Source organism: Butyrivibrio hungatei NK4A153, assembly GCF_000424465.1.
GTDB classification, from domain to species: domain Bacteria; phylum Bacillota; class Clostridia; order Lachnospirales; family Lachnospiraceae; genus Butyrivibrio; species Butyrivibrio hungatei_A.
Window position 1 is genome coordinate 20961 of the sequence record NZ_AUJY01000012.1, and the last position, 13828, is coordinate 34788.

At 41.3% G+C, this 13828-nt stretch carries 10 protein-coding genes; 4 read left to right on the forward strand and 6 right to left on the reverse strand.

Annotation, left to right across the window (positions count from 1 at the left end):
* Positions 1-59: 59 nt before the first annotated feature.
* The 6 genes from G628_RS0107940 to G628_RS0107965 all read right to left on the reverse strand — a co-directional run bounded on the left by G628_RS0107940 (position 60) and on the right by G628_RS0107965 (position 9901).
* Positions 60-2276: a hypothetical protein gene (locus G628_RS0107940; RefSeq protein ID WP_027208888.1), complete on the reverse strand. Its 2217-nt coding sequence runs from the start codon at positions 2274-2276 to the stop codon at positions 60-62.
* Between the two features lie 50 nt (positions 2277-2326).
* Complete coding sequence (locus tag G628_RS0107945; protein WP_027208889.1) at positions 2327-3004, reverse strand: hypothetical protein; 678 nt, start codon at positions 3002-3004, stop codon at positions 2327-2329.
* Positions 3005-3205: 201 nt separating this feature from the next.
* Entirely contained in the window at positions 3206-4969 is a 1764-nt protein-coding gene (locus G628_RS0107950; protein WP_027208890.1) for a methyl-accepting chemotaxis protein, read from the reverse strand.
* 15 nt (positions 4970-4984) lie between these two features.
* On the reverse strand, positions 4985-6289 hold the full coding sequence (locus tag G628_RS0107955; RefSeq protein WP_026667293.1) for an ABC transporter substrate-binding protein: 1305 nt from the start codon (positions 6287-6289) through the stop codon (positions 4985-4987).
* Between the two features lie 158 nt (positions 6290-6447).
* The gene (locus G628_RS0107960; protein ID WP_026656341.1) at positions 6448-8133 is read right to left on the reverse strand and encodes a GGDEF domain-containing protein; all 1686 of its coding nucleotides are present in this window, start codon (positions 8131-8133) and stop codon (positions 6448-6450) included.
* Complete coding sequence (locus G628_RS0107965; protein ID WP_026656342.1) at positions 8126-9901, reverse strand: GGDEF domain-containing protein; 1776 nt, start codon at positions 9899-9901, stop codon at positions 8126-8128. The genes G628_RS0107960 and G628_RS0107965 overlap by 8 nt, the downstream gene beginning before the upstream one ends.
* Before the next feature lie 100 nt (positions 9902-10001).
* Between G628_RS0107965 and G628_RS0107970 the strand changes: the two genes are divergently transcribed.
* Genes G628_RS0107970 through G628_RS0107985 form a run of 4 tightly spaced genes read left to right on the forward strand, consistent with a single transcriptional unit; the run spans position 10002 to position 13801 of the window.
* Entirely contained in the window at positions 10002-11336 is a 1335-nt protein-coding gene (locus tag G628_RS0107970; protein WP_026667291.1) for a CCA tRNA nucleotidyltransferase, read from the forward strand.
* A gap of 24 nt (positions 11337-11360) precedes the next feature.
* On the forward strand, positions 11361-13190 hold the full coding sequence (locus tag G628_RS0107975; protein ID WP_026656344.1) for a PEGA domain-containing protein: 1830 nt from the start codon (positions 11361-11363) through the stop codon (positions 13188-13190).
* On the forward strand, positions 13191-13430 hold the full coding sequence (locus G628_RS0107980) for an RNA-binding S4 domain-containing protein (protein WP_026656346.1): 240 nt from the start codon (positions 13191-13193) through the stop codon (positions 13428-13430).
* A 59-nt stretch (positions 13431-13489) separates the two neighbouring features.
* Positions 13490-13801, forward strand: a complete 312-nt coding sequence (locus tag G628_RS0107985) for an FtsB family cell division protein (RefSeq protein ID WP_026656347.1) — start codon at positions 13490-13492, stop codon at positions 13799-13801.
* The last annotated feature ends 27 nt before the right edge of the window (positions 13802-13828 follow it).

The following is a 13828-nucleotide window of genomic DNA, read 5'->3' on the forward strand; positions in this document are numbered from 1 at the left end:
AGCGGGCGCGAGAAATCTAATTAATTTCTCGCGCCCGTTATTATTAACGCAAAAGCTAATTACTGCTCATTTAAATATGTCTGAATTCGGTTATTGATAACATCCGCAACTTCTTCGGCTGATTTCTGTCCCTCGAAGAATGCGGCAGTTTCTTCAGTAACGAAGGAATCAATCTTTGAATCAAGCCTGTGTATTGCCTTGCATGAAAGAATGCTGTCGTAGAGCTTTTGAGCTTCATCTGCGGGAAGTGGATCCAATTTTACCTCGTGAAAATTGACATACACTGTAGCGTCTTCTTCAGATTCGGCAGGTTCTGTAGCTTTTTTCAAATAAGATTCAAAAAGAGCCTTATCTGAAGGAAAAGTAGAACCGTCATTAATAGAGGGATTAGTACAATAACTTTTTATAAATTCCAGTGCACCCTCCGGGCATTTTGAAGATGCGCTAACACATAACTGGTTGTAAGGAGTTATCATTGTTGTGGTTTCGCCGCTATTGTTAGGGAAACCTACTAATGAGACCTTATCCTTTAATTCATACTGCTCTATGTCTGTAAAAGAGTTAAATCCATATACATCCTGATTACAAAGTATGCCGTTACTGTTGACGGACGGAAGCTCATCAGCGACCTCAACTTCTTCATTATCTGACGTAGCAGGTTTTTTCTTGCCGCTGTTTAACTTTTTGGCATATTCAAGAATCTCTATAAATTCAGGGCATTTAAGATTACATTTCTTGTTATTCCAATCGATGAACTTATCACCTGCTGTCTGAATACTTGTATTAATGAACTTATTTCCATCCATTGAATCTTTGAGATTCAAGTCGTCATACTCTTTTAACGAAAGAGATGTCTTACCACCTGCGGCACTTTCCTTCATTAGAAGAGTATTGTATACGAACGAAGGATAAACAGAATACACCTTGTCGCCTGTTTTCATCATCTCATATATATTAGGGAGAATTTCTACATCGCCCAGCGCTCCGCCTTTATCAAAAGCAGATGAAAGATCCATCAGTACGCCTTTATTTGCATAACTGTCAATGTTCGGAGCAAAATAATATGAAAAGCAGAAGATATCGGGAGCTTTTCCTGCGAGAATATCCTGATTAAATGCCTGCAGAATATCATCAAGCTCATCTTCAGGGTAGGAGTCAGAATAATCAATGACTTTTACCTTATATTTATCACTGGATTTGTTGAATACGTTTACTGCCATGGTTACATCAGCTGTGAAGCAGGCGCCACCCAAAGTGAGCATTGTTTTATCCGGTACATCTGCGGGATCAACTTTAGTTAAAGTAGAAAAATGGATATTTGAATTGAAATCAAGTGTTTCAGCAAATAATTCCTTATCATTTATTGCAATCCAGCCTAAAAAGTTCAGTCTGTCTATGCACGAATCATCAAGATCAAGCAGTTTGGTCATTTTATCGGATTCATAGTCGTAGCCGTATATTCCGTTATAATCTTGTGCATAAAGATCATATCCTTCACCGCTCTGATATGAGTAGTGTCTTTCAGCGCAGGCCTTACTCGTTTCGCCAAAAGTTTTATTATCAAGATCAACCTTAGCTAATATAGGGACATCTTCAGAAGATGCTCCTTCGATAAAGAACTGATCCTTTGAGCCTTTATATAGGAAAAAAGCATCTGAATCAAAGTTTTTCTGAGCATCCTCTAACTTTATTAAAATTGTAGAGTCAGCCTGATCGCTAAATGTTTCGATGCCGCGTGAAGTATTAAGAACAAGTCCGTATTTATCGCTACAGTACATATCATAGATTTCAAAATCAAGTGTTTTACTTAGGACTTCATTTCCGGTATTATCAAACTTCTTAAGACAAGATTCATTCGTATAGTAATAAGTATAGAGATTTCCGTCTTTATCCGAAGTGCAAATGATATCAGAGATCTCTTTTCCATCTAGTGGAAGGTCAAAAGATTGCGCGTCAGAACCATCCTTGTTGACAAAGAGATACTTGAATTTGGCGTCTTTACCCAAAGTAACGGCTCTTACCTTGCCTTCGATGTAGTCAAGATACTCAACATAATCGTCTTTATTGAGGATGCCTTCATAATCGGTTTGCTTAAAAATATAGTCTTTAGGCATAGTCTGAGAGTCACTTAACATAGTAGACACTTCGGGATTTAGCGGATCAGTTATCTTCCTCTCGGTATCTTTCTTGCCACAGCCTGTTACTGCGGTGGCAAGAAGGGTAAAAGAGAGAATGGAGCATATAGTTTTATTTAGTAGAGGTATTTTTTTAATCATGTTGTGGTTCTCCAAATTTGCGAAGCTTGAAGGGAGAGTAAAAAAGAACATCATCTTCTTCTGGAATTGTAATAATCTAAGTTATAGTAATAGATTACATATACTTTGTCGTCCATGGTGTCGAAGCTGAGAACATAGTTATCAAATTTATAATCATAAAAATAGCCGTTACCGGTTTTAGAGGTAGGTTCGCCGTAAGCAGAAGTAAGTTCTTTTAATGAATTACCAACGCAGATTCCTTTTGATGTTTTAGCGTTTGGTCCCATAAGACTAATCTGTCCTACAGATTCTTTGCCGTTATCAGTAAATGTAACTATAGTAAAATCAGAATCGCTGCCGTTCACATCATAGTCATATAGCTTTGAACCGGTATCTATTTCTACAGGAGTATCCGGAACAATGGTTCCTACAGCGTTTATCTTATCCAGTGTAGTCGGAAGATCATCAAGGATAGAAAATGTTTCGTCTTTATATGTAAATGAATCATCAGTTGAAGCAGTAGCAGTGTCAGCTGCTTCTGAAGAGTCTGCAGAAGCGCTGTCTGAGCTTGTATCTGCGGTTGCTTCGTTGTTGGTATCGCCGGATGTATTTGATTCTGAATCTGTATTAACTTCTGCAACAGAAGCAGCATCTGAAGATGAAGTATCTGTAGAAGCTGCGCCACATCCCATAAGAGCGAGCATCATTGTAGCCGCGAGTAAAATTGCTGTTGTTGTTTTCTTTTTCATAGGTCTCTCCTTTTTATTAGTGCAATGACAATGTCATAATGTCATCTGTGTTAATTGAATTAATACACTTATAACATGGGGGTAATTGCTGTCAACCGCAGGAGCAAAATAATTATTTTTTAGATAAAAAACATCAAGAATATAGAAAAGACGGGACTTCATGAGGAAGGCCCGTCTTAGAGTAAGGCTATATTGTAATACTTATAATGATTTGAATTTCTGCGTTGTATCGTTTAGTTGCTCGGTGATCTCATTATTTTCATTGATAGCTTCAGAAATCTTTTTAATTCCTCCGACGATTTCAGATGAGCTTTCGGCAGAAGATGTGATGGCAATAGAGCTTTCTTTTATGGATTCGGTTATCATTCTTACTGATTCGACCATCTCCTGCATGATCTGGTTGAGGTGAGAAGCTTTATCATCAAATGCGGCGAAGGAATCGCTCATGATATCCGCGGTGTGCTCATATTTTTCACCTGTTTCTACGAAGTCATCATAATCACCGAGTACTGTTCCGTTGATGTAATCAAGCGTGGACTGGGCGTTGTCTGCAAGTCTTCGAACCGCTTCTGTAACTTCTGCACTTATATCCTGGATATTTGCAGCAGTTCGTCTACTGTTTTCGGCGAGGGTGCTTATCTCTGTTGCTACTACGGAGAATCCTTTACCCGCTTCGCCTGCACGTGCGGCCTCAATCGAAGCATTGAGTGCGAGGAGATTAGTGTGTTTTGCTATATCCAAGATGACATTTGTAAGTTCATTGATCTGACTAACCTTCTCAGAATCCTGTACGGATTTACTGAGTACTTCGGATAGCTGTGATACGTGGTCGCCTGCGGCAATCTTTTTCTGATTTACGCGGTCTTTAACTTCATTGGCTTCCTGCTTAATGGTAACGGCGGTCTCGGATCCCGAAAGGGCCTGTTCTGTGATTTCCTGAGCGGCTGCCTTAACATCTTCAACGCGGTCATTGATGGATGAGACTGTTCCTGCAACCGTCTCCATATTTGCCGAGAGTTCTTCAAGGGCTGCAGAAGTGTTGGTCACGTTGTCATCCGCCATGCGAAGCTGTGAAACAACCTTTTCGGACGAACTTGTAAGGACGAGCGATCCGTTTTTTACATCCTTCATAATTCCCTGAAGTGTTTCAATGAAGTGGTTGATACCTACTGTGATGTAAAGAAGCTCGGATTTTGTTTTTGTCTTTATTCTTGCCGTGAGGTCGCCGTTTCCGCCTTCAATGTTGGTGATCATTGTGTTGACTTCGCCGCTGATGCGCTCAATCTTTTTGACAATGTTCTTATAACTTATAAGGAAGTTGAATGTGATAAGCAGCAGCATCGCAAGTATGCCTGCAATGCCGAAATAACTACCTTTTTTGAACAAGAAGTTCATTGTATCGGTGGTCTCTTTTGAGGATTTTGCAATGGCATTATCAAGGGCTTTTGACGAATGGAAGATGGCAATCTTCTGGATCTCGGCTTTGTCAAAAAGGATATTGTAAGCGGATTCCTTGTCTCCGGCATCACTTTTTTCAATAGCCGAGTCTATAAGTGTTGTAAGCCTCTGATACTGGGCTGTGATCTCTTCAAGTTGTGCGGTTGCTTCCTCGTCATTATACTGGGAAAAATTACTTTTTAGTGTTTCTATGTCAGCCGTGATGTCCTGTTTGGCTACGTTTATCTGGGGTAAAAGAGCCGTCTGTGTTTCAACGGCATTTGCAGATATGTAACCTGTTGTCTGGTCATAGAGGTTCATGACATCGGATTTTAACTTGGCTTCATGCGTTGAAAGATCCATCATCGAGTCAAACATGTTGATACTGCTTGTTGTAGATGTTTTCATGGCAGACATGACCATGTACATTACAATAAAGAATGATATGAGCATCAGCAAGTTCAAGGCAGATAACTGGAACACAATGGAATCTTTCTTTTTGATAACTACCTTAGTATTGTCCTTCATGTTTCTACCTCCTCCTTAAAGTGTCTCATACCATTTGGTTGCAATAGATTTGATCTCTTCCATGAACCCCTTGGCGTCAAGCTCGCCGGATGCATATTTTTGGAAGGCAAAAGAAAGACCTCTCTGTCCAAGTCCTGAAGGCATGTCCATCCAGTGCCAGTTCGAAGTTTTGCCGGAAGAGATATATTCAGAGATCACAGAAGCAAAAGGATCTGAGGCTACGAAGGTACAATCGGTGAACGGGCTTACGAATCCGGCTTCTTCAACGAGAATCTTCTGTGCGGATGACTCTGAGCACCATTCAAGGAATGCTTTGGCAGCTTCCACCTGACCTTCTTTGGGTATAGCCCACCAAGACGGTGCGCTTGTAAGTATTGTGTCCATGCCATCCTGAAATGCATATGGGATCATTCCGACTTTGAAGTTTCCCGCAGAAGCATATTCGCTTGCGTTGTCGCCGGTCATTGCTGCGCCGATCCATGAGCCCTGAGTGATAAATGCATATTTGCCTGAAGCAAAGTTTTTTACCTGATCGGCATATTCTCCTGTAGTTTTCAAATCGGGATCGGAGTATTCATTAAAAAGACCTATCATCGCGGCATAGTCCATGAATCTGGACTCATCGAGTTTGCCGCCGTCGTTAAGAAGGTCGATGTATGTTGTATCGGATCTGTCGAGGCCTGAGTCGATGTATGCGCCAAAGATGTGGTTACCCGCTGACCAGCCGAGGTTTTCAGCTTCGGTAAAATAGCCTATAACAGCTCTCAGTCCAAGTTCATCTTTTTTGGCATCTATTGTTTCAAAAGCAGATCTCATCGACGCGGGGCCTGTTATGGAAGAAGGATCGACTCCGCATTTAGAGAGGATATCTGCGTTATATGCAAGCCCGATTGCTTCTGTTGTGAAGGGAAAGCCAAGTGTGCCGTACTTGGAATCTACGAATTCAGCATCAGTACGGCTGACCCAGTTCTGATCGCTCAGATCGACAAGAAGTCCCTCCCAGTTTGAAAAACCGGAGGCTTCGCAAGAGATAATATCCGGCATCTGATCAGACAGATAGTAACCCTTTATCATTGCCTGAACATCTGCGCCTGCATCAACTCCCATAACTTCCACAGTTATTCCTGTTTCCTGAGTGTATTTGGAAGCAAGAGTTTCCATCTGTGTTGCGACTTCACTCTTTGTATTTAGGAGGGTGATTTTTTCGACGGGAGTGGCTTCTGAAACTTCAGATTCAGTCGAAGTTTTTTTACCGCATCCGGTTAAAACATTGTTTATTGCCAACAACGAGATTAAAAAGGCGATAAAAAGTTTTTTCATACAGACCTCTTTTCTTGATGACAGATATTAATGTTTACGATATTTCATAATATTATTATCCAATAAATAGATGTAGAAGTGATAAAAAATTTATGAAATTTTCATAATATTACAAAAGACCCGCGGAAAACCGCGAGTCTTTATCGATAAAAGCTATATTACCTTGTTTTTCCAATCTCTGCGTAGTGCTTGCGCTTTGCATCGTACATCTTCTTGTCGGCAAGCATGAATACCGAATGGACATCCTGTTCCTCTGTTTCGGAACGGAAAGCATATCCGTAAGATACGCTGTGGTTTACGTCAGGATCTTCTTCGTCAAGTTCCAGGAGAAGATCGTCTAACTTTTTAAGAAGGGCATCAAGTTCTTCGCGGCGTATACTGTCGAATATGGCGAGGAATTCGTCACCACCTGTTCTGAAGCAGTCGCCTTTTCTGCTAAATACCTTGGAAAGCGCATCCGCAAAGCTCTTGATAAGCTTATCTCCGGCGGGGTGACCGTCGTTATCGTTAACCTGTTTCAGACCGTTAAGGTCAAGGCTGACGATACAGTAGTCAAGATCGGAGCGTTCAAGGTCGTTGAGCTTCATATCACAGCTTGCTCTGTTGGGAAGTCGTGTAAGCGCATCCTCGTAGGCAAGTTGTGTAAGAGATGCATATTCTTTTCGCTGAGCATAGAACTTTGTCATGAATACAAAGTGGTTAAGCAGCTGCGTTACTACGAAGAACAGTGCGGCCGAAGGAATCAGGAATCTCATTATAAAGCTGTCTCTGCAGTCGACATTCTTGTTCAACATGTCGAAAAAGACAAGCAGCATAAAGCTCAAACTTACGAATGTGATACCAAACATGATGATCTGCGTTGAAGGATTCCGTGTTTTGCTCCTAAGGTCCTTTATGTTGTACATGATCAGCGCAAGGAACGACAGCGTTGACAATATGTAGTAAGGCATCAGGAAATGATGTATGTGCACTTTGTTCAATAAGTGAAGAACAATAAAAAGTATGCTGAATGCCAGTGTCGCAAAGCCAAGTACTGCGATGACCGAATAAACATTTTGCTTGTGCAGGTTGTATATAAGCAGATATATGCACGGGACAAGCAGGTATAGCGATATATAACTTAGGAACGTGGTCATTTCCTTGGTAATAAGGAACGTTGTGCAGTCAAATGTTGTTAAGAGCCAGAGGCCCAAAAGTATTACGATAAGCGAGCATATAATCTGTGTAAATACGCCCGAAGATCTCATGTACAGGACAAGTGAGATCAATAGGAAAATGTGTCCGAAAACGATAAGGAACATTCCCGTTAGGAGCGGATATGCCGCAGTATACAAAAGGAATCTGTATATATCGTCGTAGTTACCCAGAAGCGGGGTAATGATATTGATCTTCGTATCATTTTCAACTACGTATAGATCGATTGACAGTTTTTTTCCTTCAAAATCTCTTTTCAGAGGAATAATGTTGTAGCCTGTTCCAATGAAGGAGCCGTCTGTACGGGCATCCAGGTTCTCTTTTGCAATGGTATAACCGTCAAGAAATACTTCGTAAGCGCAGTGCTGGGTCTTAAATACAAGATAAGGGAACGGCGCATTGTTCTTAGTAAGAGGACTCGGCCTTGTCAGTGTTATCTTGTCTCCTCGTGAGAAGGTAAGACCAAGCTGGTCACTTAAGTTTGATATATCTGTGTTTAAGTACTGCTGGTTCTTATAAGTAATTACCCATCCTTTTTGAAGTTTGAACTGCGGATACCAGGGTACGACCTTGAGGAATGTGGTAAATACAAATGATATAAGCGCAATAAAAAAGATTGATGAAAGGGCGAAGGTGATATGTTTACGCATTGGCATTCACCTCCTCCATCTCGTGTTCCATTTCTTTACGTCCGTGATGTTCTTTTTTCATTTCATACATTCTTGAATCTGCGAGCATATATACTTCGTTTGAAGATGCGTTCGGAACCTCGTAGCTGTATGCGTAGCCGTAAGAAGCACTATACTGGAAGACCTGCTCCTTAAGGTTCCAGTCGGACATAAGAGAGTGGAATTCGTGTATTCTCTTGGTACAGCTTGATGCATGTTCGCCAAGCATTATAACGACAAATTCGTCTCCACCCATACGACCGATGAGGTTTGCATCCCAGAAGCAATCTGTCAAAATTGTTGCAAAGCCGGTAAGCAAGCGGTCGCCTTCGTGGTGACCGTATGTATCGTTGACCATTTTCAGCTTGTTCAGGTCGATACTGATGATTACATATATACTGCGATCCTGAGAGATAACATTCATTACCTGTTCGCAACGGGCTCTGTTTGAAAGACCCGTCAGAGGATCGGTGTAAGCGAAATCAGACAATCTCTCCTGCAGTGAAGAAATCTTGCTACTGTAGATACTGTAGAACATGTAACTGATAAGCAGGCAGGAGACGAAGATAACGGCGCCAAAAGTAAATCCGTTACCGTAGTTCTGGGAATATCCGCGGTTGCTTGAATACTTATGGATGTTGAACATAGCTATATCTATGGAGGAAGATATAATGAATGTCACAACACCTATGAGGAAGAACATATCTGAATTGAGATTTCTGTTCTGTGAGTTTCGGAAATGCTTTCTGTTTTTTACCAGAATTACCAGAACCATAATGGTCTCGCTGACAATGTAACCCTGAATAAAGGCTGTCATAGCAGAAAAACGCTTGATCGTAGACAAGTGCAGAATTGTCATTCCGGCGAAAAGAAGGAAATCAAATATTACAAGGAGTTTCAAGAATCTCTTGAGTTTGCCCCTGAATATTGAAATGAAATAGCCCAAAATAGAGATAGGCATACAAATAAACGATGAATATTCGCAAAACGAGTTAGTCATCGGGTTATTTATAAGCATATCGATGAAATCAAATCTGGCAACAATGTATGTTCCGAATAGGAGTGAAGTAAGCCCGCTGAAAAATAGTCGGGATTCCTTATTGTGATACAAGAACATATAAGGAGAAATGACTATAAGAACAAGCCCGAGCACTACAAGGAATACTCCGGCAAACAAATTAATTGTATTACTTAAAAGATGATAGGATAATATATCAACACTTGAACCTATAACAAAAGGAGACAGCGAAGAAAATGATGCTTCTCTTGTGCCGATGAAGGTGATCGTGATTTCCTCTTCAGAATAGCCTTTTACAATAGGAACGTGATTGTATCTGTTTGGAACTTCTGTGGTCTGGCTGTACAAATCTCTACCGTAAGTGTATATTTGCCAGTTTTCAAGCTTATCGGCTTTCTTGGAACGCTCGGCATAATGACGAATATTAACATCAACGATGCTGTGCATCGAATAAAAGTAGAGGCATAACGAATCATCACGAATCGGAGGAAGTACTCTGGTCAAAGAAAACGTATCGCCTTCATTGATAACAGGTACTTGTACGTCGTTAAGATTCTTGTTTGTAGCTATTTCTTTGCCGTTATAAGTAACGGTCCAACCATCATCTATCGGTATTAACTCTGAGGTATATTGGTAGGAAGAATCAATAATTTTCACAAATGAAAATATGCCCACCAAGATAAGCAGTAAGAAGCCTACTGCTATCAAATTGTTGTTAATTCTAAATTTCATTCTGATTCCCTCATAATTTCATATATTAAGTATATATCGAGATTGAGAAAATTCCTAGAGTATTATTCACATTTGATATTCTTTGGGCTATTATGAAGGTATGATTATTAAACTACCGGAAAATGCAAAAAAGATATTGGATACCATGCATAAAGCTGGTTTTGAAGCATATGTTGTCGGAGGATGTGTAAGAGATGCGCTTCTTTCAAGAGAACCGGGTGACTGGGACATAACAACAAATGCTTTGCCTGAAGATATAAAAAAGCTTTTTAAACGAACGGTCGATACGGGAATTGAACACGGAACGGTCACCGTTTTGATGGATAAAGAGGGATATGAAGTCACAACGTACAGAATAGACGGAAAGTACGAAGATAACAGACATCCAAGTGAAGTGACATTTACAAAGAGTCTCACCGAAGATATGAGACGCCGTGACTTTACCATAAATGCCATGGCTTATAACGAGGAAGAAGGGCTTATAGACAGGTTCGGAGGAATCGAAGATCTTGAGAATAAGCTGATAAGATGCGTTGGAGAGCCTGCAGAGAGGTTTTCCGAAGATGCACTTCGCATAATGAGAGCCGTCAGGTTTTCGGCCCAGCTTGATTATGATATAGAAGAGAAGACAAAAGAGGCAATAAAAGAGCTTGCGTCTACGCTTTCCAAGATAAGCGCAGAGAGAATCCAGACTGAGCTTGTAAAGCTTCTTGTTTCCGACCATCCGGAAAAAGCGCAGGTTATGTACGAACTTGGAATCACTAAGGTGATACTTCCCGAATTTGATGCGTGCATGGAGACTTCTCAGGATAATCCCCATCATATGTACAACGTCGGAGAGCACATTATCAAGTCGCTCGGATATGTGAGAAACGATAAAGTTTTAAGGCTGACAATGTTTTTGCATGATATAGCGAAGCCTTTGACGATAACAACGGATGAAGAAGGCGTTAACCATTTCCATGGCCATGCACAGCTTGGCGAGAAGATGGCACATGACATTTTCAGACGCCTTAAGTTTGACAGAAACACCATGGACAGGGTGTGCAACCTTATTAAGTACCACGATGACAGGTTCCCCGCTACCGCAAAGAATGTGCGAAGAACCATGAACAGAGTGGGAGAGGATGAGTTTCCTTTTCTTCTTGATGTGAAATATGCGGATACAATGGCTCAGAGCGAGTATTACCGCGAAGAAAAGCTCAAGAATATTGAGGATTCAAGAGCTCTTTATGAGAATATAAAAAAGGAAGGCGAGTGCGTGAGCCTTAAGAAGCTTGCGGTTAACGGCAAAGACCTTATCGCTCTGGGAGTGACTCCCGGAAAGCAGATAGGAGAAGTGCTCGGAGCTATGCTTGAAGACGTCATTGACGAGCCTTCGCACAATACTAAAGAATATCTGCTGGATTCTGAGCAGTTAAAAAAATTCTTTTAAAAGATCATGTATGAGGGGATGAACATGAGAATAATCATGAGATCTGTAAGAGCATTTACGGCAGTGTTTCTTGCGGCCGTTTTTACCTGCGTATACAGCGCAGATGTAAGTGCCGCCGTAAAAAATGAAAAGAAGAGCGTATCGCTTATCGGAAAATACGATTCTTCCGACACTGCTTCGATTCGCTCCATAGATTCGGAAAATAAGGAAATCAGATTCAGAAATCATTCTACGGGAAAGACGTATACCCTTAAATATGACAATACAAGCATGATGTACGACTTAAGGGGAACGCCCATGTCGGCGAGACTCTTAGAAGAAGGTCAGATTGTTGATGTCAATTTCCTTAAGAGCAGCAAGCATATCACTTCGCTTAAGGTATCGGATGAAGCGTGGACTATTGATGATACGCGTAGTCACGAACTTGTAAGGGGAGACGGAACCGCAAGAATACTGGGAGAAACTTACAAGCTTGATTCAAGAACGCTGATACTTGCGGACGGAGCGCCTGCCATAGCAGAAAATGTACTTACGACCGACAATATCAAGGCATACGGAATTGGAAAAGAGGTATACAGCGTTGTTGTTACAAGCGGACACGGTTATGTCAGCCTGTCATCCGACACTGTTGATGAACACAGTCTTGTCGGAGCATGGCTTGAGCTTGATAATGACGTTATTTACAAGATTTCTCCCAATATGCTCTTAAGTGCGCCCGAGGGCGATTATAATCTGCAGATCATCGGAAACGGAGCAGAGTATAAAACAAATGTTACAATAAACAGGAACCGGGAAACCGTCATTGATACGAGAAATGTCAAGATAACCAAGCCAAAAGAGGGACTTGTGTCATTTGAGGTAACTCCCGCAGATGCCGAGATTTACATCGACGGGGAGCAGGTTTTTGCCGATACTTCAAAGTCAGTAAGCTACGGTTACCACAATCTCAAGGTAATGGCCGAAGGATATATCACACAGAACAAGTATCTTAAGGTGGGTACGCCTAAATCTGTGGTAAAGATAGAACTTGAGCCTGATTCTGATAATGCGGATTCATCAAACAGCTCATCATCGGACAGTTCGTCTTTTTCTTCATCATATGATAAGACAAATAAGTCAACGAGCGCTGTTTCTGTTGCGTCACTTCCGGGAAAGAGCTCTGCCGCAACATCGGCTTCAAGCATAACCGACAAGGACAAGACGAAGAACCAGAAGAACAAGGTTATCGAAGGTTATAAGGTTTATGTGGATTCGCCTGAGGGAGCGGAGCTGTTTTTTGACGGAAATTATATTGGTGTAGTGCCGACCAGCCTTAAAAAGGTTTCAGGAAATCATGAGATAATACTTAGGAAAAATGGTTATAATACGAAGAGCCTTCGTGTAAACATAGACGCGGATGAGTCGGATGTGTCATATAACCTGGGTGAGATGGCAAAAGTGAAGGAGGATACTGAGACTAAGCCTAAGTCTGAAGAGAGCCCCACAGCCGCTTCGACTGAAAAACAGGCAGAGAATCCGTCTAAGGCAGCATCCGAATCTACAACGCATGACTTAGGTAAGAAGGAGACTCCTTCTTCATCGGAAAAGTCCGATACATCCGCAGCCACAGAGAAAACGACTGCAACCGCGCACTATGCAAGCACGGCTTCTTCCGAGGAAGATGAAAGTCCGTCAAAAAAGTCAACAGCAGACGCAGCTAATAAGAGTTCGACAAAAGAAGATGAGACAACGTCTGTAAATAAGAAAGACTCTGATAATAAAGACGGTAAAAAAGCCGGTGACAACAAAGATAAGACAGGGAAAGATAAAAATAACAACAGTGATGCGGCAAATACCGCATCAGGAGAGGAATAAATGAGATTAGATAAGTATTTAAAAGTAACAAGATTGATAAAAAGACGCACAGTAGCGAATGAAGCCTGCGATGCGGGAAGAGTTCAGATAAACGGAAGACCTGCAAAGGCTTCTGCCGATGTAAAAGTCGGAGATAAGATAACCATCGGATTTGGTAATAAAGATGTGAATGTCGAAGTGCTTGATGTGCGGGAAACAATACACAAAGAAGACGTAACAGAGCTATATCGCTACATTTGACAGGCTTTTATAGCATGTATTAAAATAAAAATATATAAAAGCATTTGAAGAGGTGCGATATGGCGACAAAAGCACGCTACAAAAGGCGTAGTTTTCAAAATAAAGCGGGCATCGCGCTCGCGTCGTGTGTGGTTATAATTCTTGCGACTGTTGTGTCCATAAAGAGCATCAGTCTTTTTGAGAAGGTTAATGAGTATGAGGAGAAGGAAGCTTACCTCAATGCCCAGATCGATGCCGAGGTTGCAAGGGGCAAGGAAATAGCCGAATTTGAAAGATATACCCAGACACGAAAATATATAGAAGAAACCGCTAAGGATAAACTTGGACTGGTTTATCCCGGTGAGATTGTTTTTAAAATTGAGGACAGGTAATTTGTTATTATTTTGCGGAGCACAGCG

Excerpts from the sequence above, each read along its gene's own strand:
- G628_RS0107970 (WP_026667291.1), top strand. The coding sequence starts at position 10,002 with ATGATTATTAAACTACCGGAAAATGCAAAAAAGATATTGGATACCATG.
- G628_RS0107940 (WP_027208888.1), bottom strand. The coding sequence starts at position 2,276 with ATGATTAAAAAAATACCTCTACTAAATAAAACTATATGCTCCATTCTC.
- G628_RS0107965 (WP_026656342.1), bottom strand. The coding sequence starts at position 9,901 with ATGAAATTTAGAATTAACAACAATTTGATAGCAGTAGGCTTCTTACTG.
- G628_RS0107955 (WP_026667293.1), bottom strand. The coding sequence starts at position 6,289 with ATGAAAAAACTTTTTATCGCCTTTTTAATCTCGTTGTTGGCAATAAAC.
- G628_RS0107985 (WP_026656347.1), top strand. The coding sequence starts at position 13,490 with ATGGCGACAAAAGCACGCTACAAAAGGCGTAGTTTTCAAAATAAAGCG.
- G628_RS0107960 (WP_026656341.1), bottom strand. The coding sequence starts at position 8,133 with ATGCGTAAACATATCACCTTCGCCCTTTCATCAATCTTTTTTATTGCG.
- G628_RS0107945 (WP_027208889.1), bottom strand. The coding sequence starts at position 3,004 with ATGAAAAAGAAAACAACAACAGCAATTTTACTCGCGGCTACAATGATG.
- G628_RS0107975 (WP_026656344.1), top strand. The coding sequence starts at position 11,361 with ATGAGAATAATCATGAGATCTGTAAGAGCATTTACGGCAGTGTTTCTT.
- G628_RS0107980 (WP_026656346.1), top strand. The coding sequence starts at position 13,191 with ATGAGATTAGATAAGTATTTAAAAGTAACAAGATTGATAAAAAGACGC.
- G628_RS0107950 (WP_027208890.1), bottom strand. The coding sequence starts at position 4,969 with ATGAAGGACAATACTAAGGTAGTTATCAAAAAGAAAGATTCCATTGTG.